The organism is Sphingobium sp. WTD-1 (genome assembly GCF_030128825.1).
GTDB lineage: Bacteria > Pseudomonadota > Alphaproteobacteria > Sphingomonadales > Sphingomonadaceae > Sphingobium.
In genome coordinates this window covers 3,025,249-3,043,834 of record NZ_CP119127.1, presented here as the reverse complement: position 1 = coordinate 3,043,834, position 18,586 = coordinate 3,025,249, and the positions used below count along the sequence as shown (strand labels likewise).

General features: G+C 63.9%; 16 protein-coding genes. 10 read left to right on the top strand and 6 right to left on the bottom strand.

Annotated elements, in window-relative coordinates; all coding sequences use genetic code 11:
• Nucleotides 1–17 precede the first annotated feature (17 nt).
• The 3 genes from ppdK to N6H05_RS15220 all read right to left on the bottom strand — a co-directional run bounded on the left by ppdK (nt 18) and on the right by N6H05_RS15220 (nt 5,731).
• The gene (gene ppdK, locus N6H05_RS15230) at nt 18–2,717 is read right to left on the bottom strand and encodes a pyruvate, phosphate dikinase (RefSeq protein ID WP_136187349.1); all 2,700 of its coding nucleotides are present in this window, start codon (nt 2,715–2,717) and stop codon (nt 18–20) included.
• Nucleotides 2,718–2,855: 138 nt separating this feature from the next.
• On the bottom strand, nt 2,856–4,859 hold the full coding sequence (gene glyS / locus N6H05_RS15225) for a glycine--tRNA ligase subunit beta (RefSeq protein WP_284110315.1): 2,004 nt from the start codon (nt 4,857–4,859) through the stop codon (nt 2,856–2,858).
• Entirely contained in the window at nt 4,859–5,731 is an 873-nt protein-coding gene (locus N6H05_RS15220; protein ID WP_284110313.1) for a glycine--tRNA ligase subunit alpha, read from the bottom strand. The genes glyS and N6H05_RS15220 overlap by 1 nt, the downstream gene beginning before the upstream one ends.
• Nucleotides 5,732–5,865: 134 nt before the next feature.
• On the opposite strand from N6H05_RS15220, the gene N6H05_RS15215 reads away from it, so the two are divergent.
• From N6H05_RS15215 to pth, 4 genes are all read left to right on the top strand, one after another.
• Nucleotides 5,866–6,792, top strand: a complete 927-nt coding sequence (locus N6H05_RS15215) for a TraB/GumN family protein (RefSeq protein WP_284110312.1) — start codon at nt 5,866–5,868, stop codon at nt 6,790–6,792.
• Nucleotides 6,793–6,796: 4 nt separating this feature from the next.
• Nucleotides 6,797–7,687 (top strand): TraB/GumN family protein, encoded by an 891-nt coding sequence (locus N6H05_RS15210; protein ID WP_284110310.1) that lies wholly within the window; start codon nt 6,797–6,799, stop codon nt 7,685–7,687.
• A 114-nt stretch (nt 7,688–7,801) separates the two neighbouring features.
• The gene (locus tag N6H05_RS15205; protein ID WP_004207310.1) at nt 7,802–8,413 is read left to right on the top strand and encodes a 50S ribosomal protein L25/general stress protein Ctc; all 612 of its coding nucleotides are present in this window, start codon (nt 7,802–7,804) and stop codon (nt 8,411–8,413) included.
• Between the two features lie 87 nt (nt 8,414–8,500).
• Nucleotides 8,501–9,070 carry an aminoacyl-tRNA hydrolase gene (pth, locus tag N6H05_RS15200; RefSeq protein WP_284110306.1) on the top strand — a complete coding sequence of 190 codons (570 nt, stop codon included), beginning with the start codon at nt 8,501–8,503 and terminating at the stop codon, nt 9,068–9,070.
• Between the two features lie 6 nt (nt 9,071–9,076).
• Here the strand turns inward: pth and N6H05_RS15195 are convergent, their stop codons facing one another.
• On the bottom strand, nt 9,077–10,129 hold the full coding sequence (locus N6H05_RS15195; protein ID WP_284110305.1) for a linear amide C-N hydrolase: 1,053 nt from the start codon (nt 10,127–10,129) through the stop codon (nt 9,077–9,079).
• A gap of 225 nt (nt 10,130–10,354) precedes the next feature.
• On the opposite strand from N6H05_RS15195, the gene N6H05_RS15190 reads away from it, so the two are divergent.
• Together N6H05_RS15190 and N6H05_RS15185 are read left to right on the top strand one after the other, a co-directional pair.
• The gene (locus tag N6H05_RS15190) at nt 10,355–11,983 is read left to right on the top strand and encodes an alpha-D-glucose phosphate-specific phosphoglucomutase (protein WP_284110303.1); all 1,629 of its coding nucleotides are present in this window, start codon (nt 10,355–10,357) and stop codon (nt 11,981–11,983) included.
• A gap of 93 nt (nt 11,984–12,076) precedes the next feature.
• Nucleotides 12,077–12,760: a DUF2490 domain-containing protein gene (locus N6H05_RS15185; RefSeq protein ID WP_284110301.1), complete on the top strand. Its 684-nt coding sequence runs from the start codon at nt 12,077–12,079 to the stop codon at nt 12,758–12,760.
• 9 nt (nt 12,761–12,769) lie between these two features.
• Here the strand turns inward: N6H05_RS15185 and N6H05_RS15180 are convergent, their stop codons facing one another.
• On the bottom strand, nt 12,770–13,975 hold the full coding sequence (locus N6H05_RS15180; RefSeq protein ID WP_284110300.1) for a hypothetical protein: 1,206 nt from the start codon (nt 13,973–13,975) through the stop codon (nt 12,770–12,772).
• A gap of 24 nt (nt 13,976–13,999) precedes the next feature.
• On the opposite strand from N6H05_RS15180, the gene N6H05_RS15175 reads away from it, so the two are divergent.
• Nucleotides 14,000–14,359, top strand: coding sequence for a hypothetical protein (locus N6H05_RS15175; protein ID WP_284110299.1), 360 nt, complete (start codon nt 14,000–14,002; stop codon nt 14,357–14,359).
• Between the two features lie 39 nt (nt 14,360–14,398).
• Complete coding sequence (ychF, locus tag N6H05_RS15170; protein WP_004207317.1) at nt 14,399–15,499, top strand: redox-regulated ATPase YchF; 1,101 nt, start codon at nt 14,399–14,401, stop codon at nt 15,497–15,499.
• A 60-nt stretch (nt 15,500–15,559) separates the two neighbouring features.
• Here the strand turns inward: ychF and N6H05_RS15165 are convergent, their stop codons facing one another.
• Complete coding sequence (locus tag N6H05_RS15165; RefSeq protein WP_284110298.1) at nt 15,560–16,564, bottom strand: DUF2167 domain-containing protein; 1,005 nt, start codon at nt 16,562–16,564, stop codon at nt 15,560–15,562.
• A 51-nt stretch (nt 16,565–16,615) separates the two neighbouring features.
• Between N6H05_RS15165 and N6H05_RS15160 the strand changes: the two genes are divergently transcribed.
• Nucleotides 16,616–17,143: a DNA-deoxyinosine glycosylase gene (locus N6H05_RS15160; RefSeq protein ID WP_284110296.1), complete on the top strand. Its 528-nt coding sequence runs from the start codon at nt 16,616–16,618 to the stop codon at nt 17,141–17,143.
• A gap of 73 nt (nt 17,144–17,216) precedes the next feature.
• Nucleotides 17,217–18,497 (top strand): alkaline phosphatase family protein, encoded by a 1,281-nt coding sequence (locus N6H05_RS15155; protein ID WP_284114242.1) that lies wholly within the window; start codon nt 17,217–17,219, stop codon nt 18,495–18,497.
• The last annotated feature ends 89 nt before the right edge of the window (nt 18,498–18,586 follow it).

Genomic DNA, 18,586 nt, shown 5'->3' with positions numbered 1-18,586 from the left:
CCTCCCGCCCTTTCCTCTTACTTCTTCGCCAGAGCGGCCTGCGCCGCAGCAAGGCGGGCGATCGGCACGCGATAGGGCGATGCCGAGACATAATCGAGACCGGTCTGCTCGCAGAAGGCGATCGATGCCGGATCGCCGCCATGTTCGCCGCAGATGCCCAGCTTGATGCCAGGGCGGGTCGCCCGGCCGCGTTCGGCCGCCAGTTCGATGAGCTGGCCTACGCCCTCCACATCGATGCTGACGAACGGATCGCGGGCGAAGATGCCCTTGTCGACATATTGCGTCAGGAAGCGGCCGGCGTCGTCACGGCTGATGCCGATCGTCGTCTGGGTCAGGTCGTTGGTGCCGAAGGAGAAGAATTCGCCCACTTCGGCGATCTCGCCAGCCTTCAGCGCGGCGCGCGGCAGTTCGATCATCGTGCCGACCAGATAGTCGACCGACGCGCCCTGCTCGGCGAACACATCCTTGGCGACCTGATCGACGATCGCCTTCATCAGTTCCAGCTCCTTCTTCGTCGCGACGAGCGGGATCATGACTTCGGGGATCGGCGCTTCGCCGCTCCGTTCCTTCACGATCAGCGCGGCTTCGAAGATGGCGCGGGCCTGCATCTCGTAGATTTCGGGATAGGTGACGCCCAGACGGCAACCACGATGGCCCAGCATCGGGTTGAATTCATGCAGTTCGGCGGCGCGACGCTTGAGCGCCTCGACCCCGACGCCCGCCGCCTTGGCCACTTCCTCGAACTCCGCTTCGCCATGCGGCAGGAATTCGTGGAGCGGCGGATCGAGCAGGCGGATGGTCACGGGCAGTCCGGCCATCACCATGAAGATCTGGGCGAAATCGTCCCGCTGTTCAGGCAGCAGCTTGTCGAGCGCGACGCGGCGGCCCTTCTCGCTGTCGGCCAGAATCATTTCGCGCACGGCGGTGATGCGGGCCGCGTCGAAGAACATATGCTCGGTCCGGCACAGGCCCACGCCTTCGGCCCCGAAGTCGCGTGCGGTCTGGCAGTCGAGCGGGGTTTCCGCATTGGCGCGCACCTTCAGGCGACGGACCTTGTCGGCCCAGGCCATCAGGATGCCGAAGTCGCCGGCCAGTTCGGGCTGCACGGTCGGCACCTCACCCGCCATGACTTCGCCGGTGGCGCCGTCGATGGTCAGGATATCGCCTTCCTTCAACTCGCGGCTGCCGATGCGCAGGATCTTGTTGGCGTTGTCGATCGACAGGCTGCCCGCGCCCGAGACGCAGGGACGGCCCATGCCGCGCGCCACCACGGCGGCGTGGCTGGTCATGCCGCCACGCGCGGTCAGGATGCCCTTGGCCGCGTGCATGCCGTGAATATCTTCCGGACTGGTTTCAACGCGAACCAGGATGACGGCGTCGCCCAGTTCGTTGCGACGCTCGGCGGTGTCGGCATCGAACACGATCGCACCGCTGGCCGCGCCCGGCGAGGCCGGCAGGCCCTTGGTCAGCACATCGCGCGGCGCCTTGGGATCGAGGGTCGGGTGCAGAAGCTGGTCGAGCGCGGCGGGATCGACGCGGGCGACGGCTTCTTCTTCGCTAATCAGGCCTTCGCTGGCCATTTCGACCGCGATCTTGAGTGCAGCCTTGGCGGTGCGCTTGCCCGAGCGGGTCTGGAGCATCCAGAGCTTGCCCTGCTGCACCGTGAACTCGATGTCCTGCATGTCGCGATAATGGGTTTCGAGGATGTCGAACACCCGTGCCAGTTCGGCATAGGTTTCAGGCATCGCCTCTTCCATCGACAGCGGCTTGGCCCCTGCCCGCTCGCGCGCCTGCTTGGTGAGATATTGCGGGGTGCGGATGCCGGCAACGACGTCCTCGCCCTGGGCATTGATCAGATATTCGCCATAATAGGCATTCTCGCCGGTCGCGGGATCGCGGGTGAAGGCGACGCCAGTGGCCGAGGTGTCGCCCATATTGCCGAACACCATCGCCTGCACATTGACGGCAGTGCCCCAGTCGCCGGGGATCGAATTCAGGCGGCGATAGACCTTGGCACGGTCCGCCTGCCAGCTGCCGAACACGGCCGAGATCGCGCCCCAGAGCTGGTCGGCGACATCCTGCGGGAAGGGCTTGTTCCAGAGCTTGGCGACCAGCGCCTTATATTCCGAAACCAGCGCCTTCCAGTCGTCGGCGGTCATTTCGGTGTCGAGCGTGTAGCCCTGATCTTCCTTGGCGATTTCAAGGGCTTCCTCGAATGCGCCATGATCGAGTTCGAGCACCACGTCCGAATACATCTGGATGAAGCGGCGATAGCTGTCCCAGGCGAAACGCTCGTCGCCCGATGCGGCGGCCAGGCCCAGCACGGTCTCGTCATTGAGGCCGAGGTTGAGGACCGTGTCCATCATGCCCGGCATCGAGATGCGCGCGCCCGAGCGGACCGAGACCAGCAGCGGATCGGCAGCGTCGCCGAACTTCTTGCCGGTGACCGCCTCGATATGGGCGATGCCATTGGCGACTTCCGCCTTCAGGCTTTCGGGATAGACGCCGCCATCGGTATAATAGCGGGTGCACATTTCGGTGGTGATGGTGAAGCCCGGCGGCACCGGCAGGCCGATCGCGGCCATGCCGTCAAGGTTCGCGCCCTTGCCGCCCAGCAGATTCTTGTCGCCCTTGCCCCCGTCGTTCACGCCACCGCCGAAACGATAAACATAGCGCGTCGAAGTGGTGCTCATCTGGGCCTCTTCCGTCATAACCATATACCGGCTCTCCCTGCACTGATTGCCGAGTTGTGCGTTGCAATAATAATGCCGCAATTAGCGGCTCAAGCCATTAGGGGATAGGACTTATCCCGCTTAACTTCGCATATTTCCCGCAGATTTTGGAATTTCGTTTCCTTATCCTGTAATCTTCGAAAAGTCGGCGACATTGTGCACTGCATCACGGACCCGCGCCAGCAGCTCGAGGCGAGTCGTGCGCTTCGCCGGATCAGCATCATTCACCGTCACGGTCTCAAAGAAGGCGTCGATCGGCGCACGGAGCGTCGCGAGCGCAGCCATGGCGCCCTCGAACTCCTCGGCCGCGACAGCCTGTGCCGCCTGCGGTTCCGCCGCATCGAGCGCAGCGATCAGATCAGCTTCCGCCTTTTCGGGTTCATAGGAAAGCGAAATCGCCTCCGCCTGCTCCACGCCTTCCTTCTTGAGGATATTGGCGGCGCGCTTGTAGCCCGCGAGCAGATTGGCACCATCATCGGTCGCGACGAAGGACTGGAGCGCCTTCACGCGGGCGAGCAGGCGAACAAGGTCGTCCTCGCCGCCCAGCGCGAACACCGCGTCGATCAGGTCATGACGAACGCCGGCTTCCTTCTGCTGGACCTTGAGGCGGTCGGCGAAGAAGTCGAGCAGGTCGCCCTCTGCAACCGGCATACGCAGACTATTGGCGGTCACGATCTGGATCACGCCCAGTGCTGCGCGGCGCAGCGCAAACGGGTCGCGCGAACCGGTCGGCTTTTCATCGATGCCGAAGAAGGAGCGCAGCGTATCCAGCTTGTCCGCCAGGCTGACCGCCACCGTCACCGGCGCAGTGGGGACGTCATCGCCCTGCCCGACCGGCTTATAATGGTCGCGGATCGCATCGGCGACGGCGTCGGGCAGGCCTTCGGCGCGGGCATAATAGCCGCCCATAACCCCCTGCAATTCCGGGAATTCGCCGACCATTTCAGTGACGAGGTCCGCCTTGCACAGTTCCGCCGCCTGGCGCGCCAGCGCCGGGTCGCAGTTCGGCACGATGCCTTCGCGCGCCAGCCATTCGGCCAGCTTGGCGACGCGCTCGACCTTGTCGGCCACGGTGCCCAGCTTCTCATGGAAGGTGATGCGACCGAGCTTCTTCGCCTGATCGGCGAGCGGGGTCTTGCGGTCCTGCTGCCAGAAGAAGCGGGCGTCGCTGAGGCGCGCGGCCAGCACCTTGCGGTTGCCGGCGACGATCGCCACGCCGCCATCCTTCGCCTGGATATTGGCGGTGCAGATGAAGGCCGGGGCGAGCTTGTCCGTCGCGTCACGCAGAACGAAATATTTCTGGTTTATACGCAGGGTTAGCTGAATGACTTCAGGCGGAACCTCAAGAAATTCCGGATCGAAATCGCCCAGCAAGGGCACCGGCCATTCGGTGAGGCCGGCATTTTCCGCAACCAGGCCCTTGTCCTCGATCACGCTATAGCCCTTGGCCGCAGCGGCCTCGCCGGCCCTCGCCTCGATGATCGCCTGACGCTCCTGATGCGAAACGATGACATAGGCGGCGCGCAACTTGTCGGCATAGTCGTCGGCGCCGTCGATGCTGATGGTGCCGGTCGAATGGAAGCGATGCCCCATCGTCTCGCGGCCTGCCTCGATCCCTTCGATCGACAGCGGCACGATTTCCCCGCCCAGCAGCGCGATGATGCCCTGCAGCGGGCGGACCCAGCGCAGGCTTTCGGTGGTGGCGCTGGCCGCACCCCAACGCATCGACTTGGGCCAGGGGAAGGCGCGGATGACTGCCGGCACGGCTTCGGCCAGCACGTCGGTGGTGGCGCGGCCGGGCTTGTTCACCACGGCGAACCAGACGCCGTCGCGATCCTCCAGTTGCTCCTGGATCAGGCAGGTCTTGCGCAGGAAGCCTTCAAGCGCCTGCGCCGGGGCGCTGGTGCGGGGGCCCTTGAACTCCTCGCTGACCGCCGCGGTTTCCAGCGGCAGGTCGCGGGCGATCAGCGCCAGGCGGCGCGGCGTGACGAAGCTGTCGATCGACGCGGGCTTGAGCCCGGCCTTGGCCAGTTCTTCGGTGAAGAGGCGGGCCAGATCATCGGACGCCTTCAATTGCATGCGCGCGGGGATTTCCTCGCAGCGCAGTTCAAGGAGGAAATCGGTCATCAGGCGGTCCATCCGTTGGTCTTCATCCACGCTTCGCAGCTACCCTTCGCCATGTCGCGGACCTGGCCCATATAGCTGGCGCGCTCCTGCACGGAGATCACGCCGCGCGCCTGAAGCAGATTGAAGGTGTGGCTGGCCTTGATCGCCTGCTCGAAGGCCGCGAGCGGCACATCATTGGCGATGCACTGGTCATATTCAGCCTTGCAGTCCTTAAACCAGCGGAACAGTTTTTCGGTGTCGGCGACCTCGAAATTCCATTTCGACATCTGCCGCTCATTTTCCAGAAACACGTCGCCATAGGTGACGCCCTGGTCGTTGAACTTCAGGTCATAGACGCTGTCGACGCCCTGAATATACATGGCCAGGCGTTCGAGGCCGTAGGTCAGCTCGCCCGCGACCGGCTTGCAGTCATAGCCGCCCATTTGCTGGAAATAGGTGAACTGGGTGACTTCCATGCCGTCGCACCAGACTTCCCAGCCCAGCCCCCAGGCGCCCAGCGTCGGGCTTTCCCAGTCATCCTCGACAAAGCGTATGTCGTGGACCAGCGGATCGATGCCGATTTCCTTGAGGCTGCCCAGATACAGCTCCTGCAGGTTCGCAGGGCTGGGCTTCATGATCACCTGATACTGGTAATAATGCTGCAGCCGGTTCGGGTTCTCGCCATAGCGGCCGTCGGTCGGACGGCGGCTGGGCTGGACATAGGCCGCGTTCCAGGGCTTGGGGCCCAGGCTGCGCAGCGTGGTTGCCGGGTGGAATGTCCCCGCCCCCACTTCCATGTCGTAGGGCTGAAGAATGACACAACCCTGCTTGCCCCAATAGGCGTGCAGGGTGAGAATGAGGTCCTGGAAGGAAAGCGCTTTGCCCTCGGCCACCGGTGGTCCTTGCAATAATGACAGATTATGGTCGGCCGCGCCTTGGCGCAGCGCGGGCCAAGGGTCAAGGAAAAGCCGCGTCGAACAGGGTTAAGCCGCTTGCCCTGCGCGCCCGGCGCCCGCATGGAAGGGATATGAGACTGACCGCCTTCCCGTCCCGCTGGCTCGCCGCGGGACTTTTGCTGCTCGGCGCCTGGGGCCAGGCCCAGCCCCTCGCCGCCCGCGAACCCGTCAACATCGCTGTCAACGTCGCCCCTGCCCTGTGGCAGGTGAAGGACGCCGACACGACCATCTATCTGTTCGGCACGGTCCATGTGCTGAAACCGGGGATCGACTGGTTCAAGGGCGGGGTGAAGCAGGCGTTCGACGCATCGGACGAACTGGTGCTGGAAATCATCGAGCCGGAAAATCCCGGCGAAATGGCGCAGATGATGGCGGGCAAGGCGATGGCGACCGACCGGGTCGCCCTGTCCACCCGCCTCGCGCCCGACGCCGCGCAGAAATATCGCGCGGCGATGGTGGCGGCCGGGGTGCCCTGGCAGTCGTTCGAGGCATTCAATCCCTGGATGGCCGGCATGATCCTGTCGGTCGCGCCGCTGCAGAAGCTGGGCTACCAGTCCGACATCGGCGCGGAAAAGATATTGCGCGCCGCCGCCGAGAAGGCCGACAAGAAGGTCGGCGCGCTGGAAACGGTGGAGCAGCAGCTCAATTTCTTCGCCGACCTGCCGATGGCGCAGCAGGTCCAGTTCCTCAACGCCACGGTCGACGGCATGGACGGCATGGAAGGCGAGTTCGCCGCCCTGCTCAATCACTGGCAGACCGGCCAGCCGGAAAAGCTGGCGGACGAGATGAATGATTCGCTCAAGGCGACGCCGGAACTGGCACAGGTGCTGCTGATCAATCGCAACGCCAATTGGGCCAAGTGGATCAAGGCGCGGCTGGATCAGCCCGGCACCGTCTTCGTCGCGGTCGGCGCGGGCCATCTGGCCGGCAAGGGCAGCGTGCAGGACCAGTTGAAGACGCTGGGCATCGCCAGCGCGCGCGTGAAGCAGGGGGAATAAGGCCGTGAAAAGCTGGATGATCCGTTTTCTGGCCCTTTGCGGCCTTGCCCTCATCGCCGCCTGCGGCGGCGAGCAGAAGGCCCCTGCCCCCAAGGTCGAGGCCGGCCAAGGCCCGGCACTGTGGCGGGTCGAGCGCGCCGGGCTGGACGGCTGGATCTTTGGCACCATCCATGTCCTGCCCGAAGGGGTCGACTGGCAGACGCCGACGATCAAGCAGGCCTGGAAGGATGCCGACCAGCTGGTGCTGGAGGCCGCCGACCTGCAGGACCAGCAGAAGACGCTGGGCCTGTTCGAGAGCATGGGCCGCAGCCCCAACCTGCCCGCGCTCGACGCGCGCGTGCCGGCGGGCGAGCGCCCCGAACTCGACCGGATCGTCAAGGAAGGCGGCACCAGCGCGCAGGCGCTGTCGGGCTATGAAAGCTGGGCGGCGGCCATGCTGCTGTCGGCCGCGTCGCAGGAAAGCCTGAACGTCAGCCAGGCCAATGGCGTCGAGCCGGTGCTGATCGCCGCCTTCAAGGGCCGGCCGATCGGCGGCCTCGAAACCGTCGAGCGCCAGTTCGGCGCCTTTGACGGCCTGCCCGAAGCGGCGCAGCGCAAGCTGCTGATCCAGACCATCCATGAAGCCAAGGATATGAAGGCGCTCTATAATCGCATCCTGACCGCCTGGGCCAAGGGCGACATGGAGGCGATCGCGAAAGAGGACCAGAATGGCGAGCAGCCCGATCCGGTGGTCGAGGATGCGATCCTGACCGCGCGCAACCGCGACTGGGTCGGCGCGGTCGACAAGTTGAAGGGCCGCCCCTTCATCGCGGTGGGCGCCGGCCACCTGACCGGCAAGGACAATCTCATCGATCTGCTCAAGGCCAAAGGCTACAAGGTCACGCGCGTGCAATAAGCCAACGCTAAACTTGCTTTATCGCCGCTTTCTGCTACAGGGCCGCCTTCCCGCGATGGTCATCCCTGGAGGCGTGGCGGGAAAATGTATCAAATTTGCTTTTGGAGACACGCAATGAGCGAGCAGCTTACGCTGTCGGCCGAGGCACGCGATCGGGCAGGCAAGGGAGCCTCCCGCGCCCTCCGCCGTGAGGGCCGCGTACCCGCCGTCATCTATGGTATGAACGAAGAACCCCTGTCGATCCACGTCGAGGAAAAGCTCCTCAACAAGCAGCTCGGCACCGGTCACTTCTTCAATTCGGTCATCATGGTCGAAGTCGGCGGCAAGACCGTCCGCACCCTCGCCAAGGATGTGGCCTTCCACCCCGTGACCGATCGTCCGCTGCACGCCGACTTCCTGCGCGTTTCGGAACATGCCACCGTGACCGTCGCTGTCCCGGTGCGCTTCGAGAATGAAGACGCCTCGCCCGGCCTCAAGAAGGGTGGCGTGCTGAACGTCGTCCGTCACGACGTCGAACTGGTCGTCGATGCCGCCGAGATCCCCGATGACGTCGTCGTCGACCTCAAGGGCTTCGAAGTCGGCGATTCGATCCACATCAGCGCCGTGACCCTGCCCAAGGGCGCGAAGGCTGCGATCGAAGACCGCGACTTCACCATCGCCACCATCGTCGCTCCCTCGGCTCTCAAGAGCGCCGAAGGCGAAGCCGCCGAGGGCGAAGGCGAGTAATCGCCTTACAGCTTGCTTGCAGGCTGGAAATTCCGATCCCGTCCGCCTACTCGGCGGGCGGGATTTTCTTTTTATGCGGGATAGACGATGCAGATCTGGGCCGGCCTCGGCAATCCGGGGCAGCAATATGCGATGCACCGGCACAATGTCGGCTTCATGGCCGTGGACCTGATCGCCGACATGTATCGCTTCTCGCCGCCCAAGAAGCAGTTCCAGGGCTGGGTGCAGGAAGGGCGGATCGGCCCGGAGAAGATCATCCTGCTGAAGCCCGCCACCTTCATGAACGAAAGCGGCCGCGCGATCGGCGAGGCGATGCGCTTCTACAAGCTGACGCCGCAGGACGTGACCGTCTTCCACGACGAACTCGACCTTGCGCCGATGAAGGTCAAGGTGAAGCGCGGCGGCGGCAATGCCGGCCATAATGGCCTGCGGTCGACCGACGCCCATATCGGCAATGATTTCCGCCGCGTGCGGCTGGGCATCGGCCATCCCGGCCACAAGGACAAGGTCCATGGCTATGTGCTGGGCAATTACCACAAGAGCGAGATGGACGCGCTGGCCGACATGCTGGGCGCGGTCGGCGCCGAGACGGAATGGCTGGCCAAGAATGACGACGCCCGCTTCATGAACGAGGTGGCGCTGCGGCTGGCCGACTGAGCCGGTTCAGAGGCCCAGGAACTTGAAGGCCGGCGCATCCCTGAACTGGCCGCTGACCTCGCCCGAATATGTTTTGGTCTGGTTCGGGCCAAGATCGAGCTTCCTCACCTTCGCGGACGGGGCGAAGTCGATCGTCTTGAGGTCAACCCAGAAGCTGTTGGGCGTCATCGCGGATTCGAAGAAATAGAGCTTGCGCTTGTGGTCCGCGACCGTGCGCCAGCGCGTCGAAGAGATATTGGGCTGGTCGGGGGTCGAGATGCCGAATGGCACCGAGACATTGCGGATCACGCTGAACACGCTCGCCAGCGCCGTCACCGGGTCTTCGCTCTTGGGAATGGCCTTCACATAGAAGGAGGCGCGGGCGAAGCGATCGGCCGAGCGGTTGGTGCCCGGCAACATGGTCGTTCCGCCAATCTCCTTCCAATAGGCGTTGAGCGCCAGTTGCTCGTCGAAGATCGGCGAATTGGTCATCACCGGATATTGCGGGCCGTGATGGATCACCAGCTTGCCCTTGATATATTCGAAGATGGCGCTGTCACCCGATGCGTCCGAAATTGCGAGGTGGAGCGTGCCGAGCCGTTCCTCGCCCGGAATATTGTCGGTGACGACGACGAAGCTTTCTTTGGACAGTTCGTCGACCGCCGCCTTCACGGTAGCGAAATTGTCGAGCACATATTGGCTCCAGATCGCGATGCTCATCCCCGGCTGCTTGCCGTCGAAATGCGGATATTCGGACTCGACCAGCCACAGGAGATTGGCGGTCAGCCCCGCCTCGTTCATCCCGTCCGTGGTGGAAATGTCGTAGCCGGTGGCAATCACACTGCCATAGCGGGACGTCCATTTGACCGAATTGGGGCCGGCCTGCCCGCTGCGCGCGATGCCGCGCGGAAAGATCCAGAGGTTGGTGCCGACATCGATCTTCCAGTCCATCGACCGGGCGGTGATCACATCGTCATTGGCACCATGATAGACGAGGCGCGTGCAGGCATCGGCCGACGCCGAAGCCAGTTGCGCCGTCAGCAGCGCAAGTCCGGACAGGAAAGCGGGCAGACGAGACATGGAACCTCCCGATATGGTCGCGATACTGCCCCTGAAAATGCCGATTTTCTGAATAGTTGCCATGGGTGATAACCCGCATGACCGCTTTGCCCGACCATTCTTTCGCGCAGTAATGGACCCTGATCACGGTCGCCCGCACCTTCGGCGCGACAAAGCGCATTGCGCAGTGCAGCATGAACAAGCCATAGAGGCGTAACGACTTATTAGGCAAAGCAGGGGACAGAGGTGATCCAGACCGTCGCGACCACGCCTTTCGACGACCAGAAGCCCGGCACATCGGGCCTGCGCAAGAAGGTCCGGGTCTTCCAGCAGCCCCATTATGCGGAAAATTTCATCCAATCGGTGTTCGACAGCCTGGACGGCTATGCGGGCCAGACCTTGGTGATCGGCGGCGATGGCCGCTATCTCAACCGCGAAGTGATCCAGATCGCGCTCAGGATGGCGGCGGCCAATGGCTTTGGCCGGGTTCTGGTCGGCCAGGGCGGCATCTTGTCCACCCCGGCCGCGTCGCACCTGATCCGCTCGTCCGGCGCCTTTGGCGGCCTTGTTCTGTCCGCTAGTCATAACCCCGGCGGGCCGGACGAAGATTTCGGCATCAAATATAATGTGTCGAACGGCGGTCCCGCGCCCGAAAAGGTGACCGACGCGATCCACGCGCGGACCCTGACCATCGACAGCTATCGCATCCTCGACGCCGCTGACGTCGATATCGACAAGCTCGGCACCAGCCAATTGGGCGCCATGACGGTGGAAGTGGTCGATCCGGTCGCCGGCTACGCCGCGCTGATGGAGGAGCTATTCGATTTCCCCGCAATCAAGGCGATGATCGGCGGCGGCTTCACCCTTGCCTTCGACTCGATGAGCGCCGTGACCGGCCCCTATGCGACCGAGATTTTCGAGAAGCGGCTGGGCGCACCGGCCGGCACGGTGATGAACGGCACCCCCCTGCCCGACTTCGGCCATCACCATCCCGACCCCAATCTGGTCCATGCCAAGCTGCTCTATGACCGGATGATGGCCGCCGACGCGCCCGATTTCGGCGCAGCATCGGACGGCGACGGCGATCGCAACCTGATCATCGGCCGCCATTGCTATGTGACGCCGTCGGATTCGCTCGCCGTGCTGGCTGCCAATGCCCATCTGGCACCGGGCTATGCCGGTGGCCTGAAAGGCATTGCCCGCTCCATGCCGACCAGCGGCGCGGCCGACCGCGTCGCAGAGAAGCTCGGCGTCCCGCTCTACGAGACGCCGACCGGCTGGAAATTCTTCGGCAATCTGCTCGACGCCGGCATGGCGACGATCTGCGGCGAGGAAAGCGCCGGCACCGGGTCCGACCATGTGCGCGAGAAGGACGGCATCTGGGCGGTGCTGCTGTGGCTCAACATCCTGGCCGCGCGCCGGCAGAGCGTGGCGGACATCATGGCCGGTCATTGGGCGACCTATGGCCGCAACTATTATGCCCGCCATGATTATGAAGCGATCGCGAAGGACAAGGCCGACGCGCTGATGGCGGCCCTGCGTGACACGCTCGCCAGCCTGCCCGGCACCGGCAACAGCGGCGGCACAGTGAAGGCGGCGGACGATTTCGCCTATACCGACCCGACCGACCAGTCGGTGAGCCGGAACCAGGGCGTGCGCATATTGTTCGAGGATGGATCGCGCGTGGTGTTCCGCCTGTCGGGCACCGGCACCGAAGGGGCCACCTTGCGCGTCTATATCGAACGCTATGTCGGGCCGGACGGCGATCTGGCGCTGGCCACCGGCGACGCACTGGCGCCGCTGGTCGCCGCGGCGCAGGAACTGGCCGACATCGCCGGCTACACCGGCATGGACCAGCCCAGCGTCATCACCTGAGCCGGTTCACCATCACTTACCCCGCAGCAACGGGACAGCAATGACAGCAACCTAAAGGCGGTGGGAATGTCGCTTTCCACCGCCAGAGGTTTCATGCGTTTCCCGTCCCTTGCTGCAGCCCTGCCCCTTGCCGCCCTCGCCCTGCCCGCTCAAGCTGCAACAAGCGAAGACGAGCAGCTTTGGGTCAATCTGACGGCGATGGGGTCGATCAAGGACGAACTGGTCTATTTTGCGGAAATCCAGCCGCGCGTCGGCGACGGCATATCGCGGATCGACCAGGCCCTGTTTCGCGGCGCATTGGGCGTCAAATTGTCGCGCGACATCACCCTCTACCAGGGCTACGCCCATGTCGTCGTCCCGATCGAGGGCGGCAAGGACGTCAATGAGGAACGCACCTTCCAGCAGCTGAGCTGGACGCTGGCGCGGCCAAAGGATGCCGAGATTTCCTCGCGCACCCGGCTGGAGCAGCGCTGGCGCTCGAACGGCAACGACACGGGCTGGCGCCTGCGCGAAATGCTGCGGGTGGAACATGCGCTCAAACCCGGCAGCGACGCCATCAATGCGCTTGCCTATGGCGAGGTCTTCTTCGCCCTCAACGATACCGACTGGGGCGCCCGCAAGGGCTTCGACCAACTCCGCAGCTTCGCCGGGGTCGAAATCGGCCTGCCGGGCGCATCGACCATGGAAGTCGGCTATCTCAACCAGCTGATCGACCAGGGCGGCAGCCGCCAGCGCGTCAACCATGTCGCATCGGTGACGCTGTTCTTCCGCCACTGATCCTCCGGGTCAGACAAATTCGTTGGTGGCGGCGGAATAATGTTTCTGCCCCAGCCGCCCATCGTCCTTGGCGACCTTGATTGCCGCGCGCAGCCGATTGTTACGCCCGCTCCAGGCGGCATCATTGACCTTCAGCAGCGCCTCGACCGGGTCGGCGCTGCTCAGCAGCGGCTTGACGGCCGCGAAGGTCGATCGCCCCTGATGGAAAATATCCGCCACGATTGCGCAGACGATGTCGGACTGTCCGTCCAGCGGCAGTTTCCGGGCGTAGCGCGCGGACATCTTGCGCTGCAGGATATCGGCGGCGGTCCGCACCTGAGCCAGCCGGGCAGCCGGATCATGCTGTGTCCAGTGGATCAGCCGCGCCGCCTGCAAGACTTCCTGGCGGTCGATCGGCACCCGCTGGGGGTTTAGATAGTTCATGAACAACATGATCTGCCGTTCGCCGTTGCTGGCGGTGAATTCCTGCTCCAAATCCGTCGCTCCGCCATCGGAATCGACCCGGAACAGGCGCCCGCCCCGCAGTTCCAGCTCGGGAAAATAGCCCTTGAAATCCGGCAATTCGGCCAGCCGGTGGAACATCAGGATCAGATTGTCCTGCGGCGTATGCGCAGCCAGCTGATAGAAGCCGAAGGTGAATTTCGCCCGGTCATAGGTGTTGACCAGATTGAAGTGATTTTCGCTCTCGCAAGCCCCCGTCACTTCCAGCAGCGTCGCCCAGGTCCGCAAGCTGGGCCGATACTCCTCCGCCCGATAAATTTCGCCCCAATAGCTGGCGCCCGGCATGAAGATGCCGTGATATTTGCGGGCGGCGTCATTGACCTCCTTCCCCACCAGGAAGAAATCGGGTTCGCCCACCAGCCGCGCCTTCCAGCGACCATCGACCGGATCAGGCAGCTCGAACTTCTTGTCGGCGCTGACCGATCGCGGCTCGGCCTGCACGTCGAGCAGCAGATTTTCGCCCGGTATCCAGCCAAAGAAAAGGCCCTGATTGCCGGCATAGAGCGCCTGAAACTTGGCAAGGAAGCTGTCAGGAGATTCCGACGTCACCTGATCGGCGGTGTTGCTGTAATGATAGACCTTCCCGCCATGATAGACGCCGATATGCTTTTGCGGGATGTTGATCATCTCCTTGCGGGCAAGATCGACATTGCTGGCCAGCGTCACGAAAATCAGCTGGGTCTTGGCGAGATCGGCATCGGCCCAGAGTCCCACGCGCGGGCATTGCGCGAACACCTCATGCACACGAATATTGGCGCCAGGCTTGTTTCCGCCGGAGAACTGTTTGCAGTTAAAGGAAAATGTCAAATCGCATATATGCGAAACGAAATGCGCACAGTGATTCGCAGCCAGATCGTGAAATTTATTTTCGCATATCTTGTTGATATTCTTGCCAAGAGAAGCATCAAGCCTTGTCGCGATGGTCATAATCGTCTCCCGATTGCCAGCGCGACCCGCTTATTTTTCGGCCATAGTAGAAAAAGCCCGATTCCCCAGAATAGGGGGCAACCCGGAGGAACCCCCGAAACGACGCCCGCACCCATTGTTTTCCGCCCCCGCATCGCGGAAATGCTGGCCTTGCAGGCGGGAAGGCGCTAGCGGGCAGAGCATCAATCTGCGTCTTCAAAGGTTTCGATAATGGGTTTTCGTTGCGGTATCGTCGGGCTTCCCAATGTGGGCAAGTCCACCCTGTTCAATGCGCTGACCGAGACGCAGGCAGCGCAGGCGGCGAATTATCCCTTCTGCACGATCGAGCCCAACGAGGGCCGCGTCGCCGTGCCCGACGACCGGTTGCAGACCATCGCCAGGATCGGCGGCAGCGCCAAGATCATCGAGACGCAGCTCGCCTTCGTCGACATTGCCGGCCTGGTGCGCGGCGCGTCGAAGGGCGAAGGGCTGGGCAACCAGTTCCTGGCGAACATCCGCGAGACCGACGCCATCGTCCACGTCCTGCGCTGTTTCGAGGATGACGACATCACCCATGTCGAGGGCAAGGTCGATCCGATCGCCGACGCCGAGACGGTCGAGACCGAACTGATGCTCGCCGACCTCGAAAGCCTGGAAAAGCGCGTTCCCAACCTGCTCAAGAAGGGCGCGCAGGGCGACAAGGAAGCCAAGGCCGCCGCATCGGTGCTGGGCCAGACGCTGGAACTGCTGCGCGACGGCAAGCCCGCCCGCCTGACCCAGCCGCGCGACGAGGAAGAGGCCCGCCTGTTCGCCCAGGCGCAACTGCTGACCGCCAAGCCCGTCCTCTACGTCTGCAATGTCGAGGAAGGCGCCGCGGCCGAGGGCAACGCATTTTCCGCCCGCGTGTTCGAGAAGGCGGCGGCCGAAAATGCCAGCGCGGTCATCGTGTCGGCCGCGATCGAAGCCGAACTCATCACCATGCCCGTCGAGGAACGCGGCGAATATCTCGAAGCGCTGGGCCTGACCGAAGCCGGCCTCGCCCGCATCATCCGCGCCGGCTATGAACTGCTGGGCCTCATCACCTTCTTCACCGTCGGCCCCAAGGAAGCCCGCGCCTGGACCGTGGCCAAGGGCAGCAAGGCCCCGCAGGCCGCCGGCGCGATCCACTCGGACTTTGAAAAGGGCTTCATCCGCGCCGAAACCATGGCCTATGCCGACTATGTCCAGTTCAACGGCGAAGCCGGCGCCAAGGAAGCGGGCAAGTGGCGCTCGGAAGGCAAGGATTATGTGACGCAGGACGGCGACATCATGCTGTTCCGCTTCAACGTCTGACAGCAAAAGATACACTGACATGGAAAGGGCCGGAGGAGCGATCCCCCGGCCCTTCTTCGTTCAGCGCGGGGCGCTTTCCTCTTCCGGTGCCTCGGCAGCGGCCGGCTCCTGTTCCAGCGGAGCGACCTCCTCCTCGCCCTTGCCCAGGCGGCGCTTGATCCAGCGCCAGCCGCCACCAAAGACCAGGATGATCGGGATCAGCAGTTTCTTGCCGAAGGCCAGGATCAGCGCGATCAGGCCCAGCTTCTTGGCCGCCAGCAGGCCGGCACCCGCCGCGATCATCCCGCCAATGCCATATTCGGCAACCTTGTCGACATTGGGCACATAATCGGCATAGCGCGCGCCTGCATCATAGCTGACCGAAGCGCCGAACTTGGCTGCCGCCGTCTTCACCGACGGCAGCTGCGACATGGTCGACACCATGTTGAGGCTGAGCACGCCATAGCGGCCGAGCAGGCGGACGTCATAGTTGAGCGTATCTTCCCGCGCATTGCCAAAGCGCATGTCGCGCGCCCAGATGACGCTGTGATGCGCCTTGTCATAGGCCGGGCGCTCGGCCCAGCCGACCAGCTGGATAGCAGGATATCCGGCGTCAGCGCGCTCCTTGTTATTCTCTTCCTCGCCCGACTTCATGTCGGCCATCAACGCATCATAATCGGTCGAGGCGGCGTCATCATCCTTCACATAGCCGCTCTGCTCATAGGTGATGACCGCCCCCCAGGCATCCTCATCGACAAAGGTCTTGCCGGCCGGAAAGACCAGGCCCAGCACACCATCGGCCTGGGCCGACGGATTGCCCCACATGTCAACGATCACCTCGCGCGCCTGCGCCGCATCGAGATAATAATAATCCTGGCCCAGATGCAGCACGGCCTTGGCTCCGGGTAGCGCGATATCGCCATTTTGCGGACGCTGCTTCGCCAGCACCGCCTTCACCTTGGCCTCATAGGCGCGCTGTTCCGCGCTCGCCGCCTGACCGGCAGGCTGGTCCGACTGGGCAAAAACCGCTACCGGCATGGCGCCGAGCAGCAACATGGCGCCAATGGCGCTCCACATCTTCTTCATCAGATCCCCCTTGTGACGCGCAATCTTTTAGAAACAAAAGCTTGGAAGGCAATGACCCAACCGCCCCGCATCATGTCCGTCCGCCGCAAGGTCGCCTTTCCACCCAGCGTGGATGCGGGCACACGGCTGCTGATCCTGGGCAGCCTGCCCGGCGACGCGTCGATCAAGCAGGGCGAATATTATGCCCATCGCGGCAATGCCTTCTGGGCATTGATGAGTGACGTTCTGGGTGAGGATGTCCGCAGCGCCCCCTATGCGATGAAGCTCAAGCGGCTGCGCGCACGGGGCGTCGGCCTGTGGGACGTGATCGAGAGCGCCGATCGCGACGGCAGCCTGGACAGCAGCATCCGGGGTGCGGAACTGCGCGACCTCAGCGCCTTCCTGTCCCGCCTGCCCAATCTCCGCGCGATCGCCTTCAACGGCAAGACCGCCGCCCTACATGGCCGCCGACAATTGGGGGAAAGGTCCGATCTGGTGATGATCGATCTGCCCTCCTCCAGCGGCGCCTATGCCAGCCTGTCGCGTGATGCCAAGCGCCAAGCCTGGAGCGCGCTGGCGCCCTATGTCGATCCGACATGAACCATTCGTCACTTTACCGACATGCTTGGACTGCTAAGCAGCGGTCAAATCTTCCTTTTGCCATGAGGCCATGATGTCCCCCCGTCGCCTTTCGCTTATGCTTGCCCTGTCCGTTTCCACCCTGCTCGGTGCCTGCGCCCCGGTACAGCAGCATCCCGAGAGCGTCGCCGCCGCCCCGGCCGAGCAGCGCGCGCCGGTGACGATCCTAGTGTCGATCGACGGCTTCCGCCCCGATTATCTGACCGGCGGCGTCTCGCCCCATCTCAACGCGCTGGCGGCCGGCGGCACCGAGGCATCGATGCGGCCCTCCTTCCCGACCAAGACCTTCCCCAATCATTGGGCGATCGTGACCGGCGATCGGCCGGACCGCAGCGGCATCGTCGCCAACAATATGGAAGATGACAGCCGGCCCAAGGACAAGTTCACCATGGCCAGCGACGATCCCTATTGGTGGAACGAGGCCGAGCCGATCTGGATCACCGCCGAAAAGCAGGGCGTGCGCACCGCGACCATGTTCTGGCCCGGTTCCAACGTTGCCTGGGGCGGCAACAAGGCGGCCGAGTGGCCCTACAAGATCAGCGGCGGGTCGCGCCCGAGCGACTGGGCCCAGTTCAACGAGGCGATCAGCCCGACCCAGCGCGTCAACGGCGTGCTGGACGTGCTGCGCCGCCCGGCCGACATCCGCCCCCGCTTCGTCACCCTCTATTTCGATGAGGTCGACACCGCTGGCCATGTGAACGGCCCGGCCGCGCCGGAAACGACGCAGGCGGTCGCCGATGTCGATGCCCATATCGGCGACCTGCTCGCCGGCCTCAAGGCGCTGGGCCAGCCGGCCAATATCGTCATCGTCTCCGACCATGGCATGGCCGCCAAGGCCAACGACCGGGTGCTGCCGATCGACAAGATCGCCGACCCGGCCGACTATCGGGTGGTGGAGGCCGGCCCCTATGCCAGCCTGGTCGCCAACCCCGGCCGCGAAAAGGCGCTGGAGGCCGCGCTGTTCAAGCCGCGCGATCATATGCAGTGCTGGCGCAAGAGCGACATCCCGGCGCGCTTCCATTATGGCACCCATCGCCGCATCCCGCCCTATTTCTGCCTGGCCGAAACCGGCTGGGTATTCCAGAATACGACCCCGACCAAGCCCGTGACCGGCGGCGACCATGGCTGGGACGATCGGGCGCCCGAAATGCAGGCTTTGTTCATCGCCAACGGCCCGGCCTTCGTCAGCGGCTTCCGCCCCTCGGCCGATTTCACCAATGTCGATGTCTATCCGCTGCTCGCCCGGCTGATCGGCGTGACGCCGGTGACGAGCGACGGCAACCCCGCGGTGCTACAGGGGCTGGTCAAGCCCTGACCCTGTCGTGAGGCGGCGCGTCATGGTCCCGCGCCGCCCAAGACCGAGTGCATCCAGCAGTTGACGTAAACGGAAAGCAACCCTACACC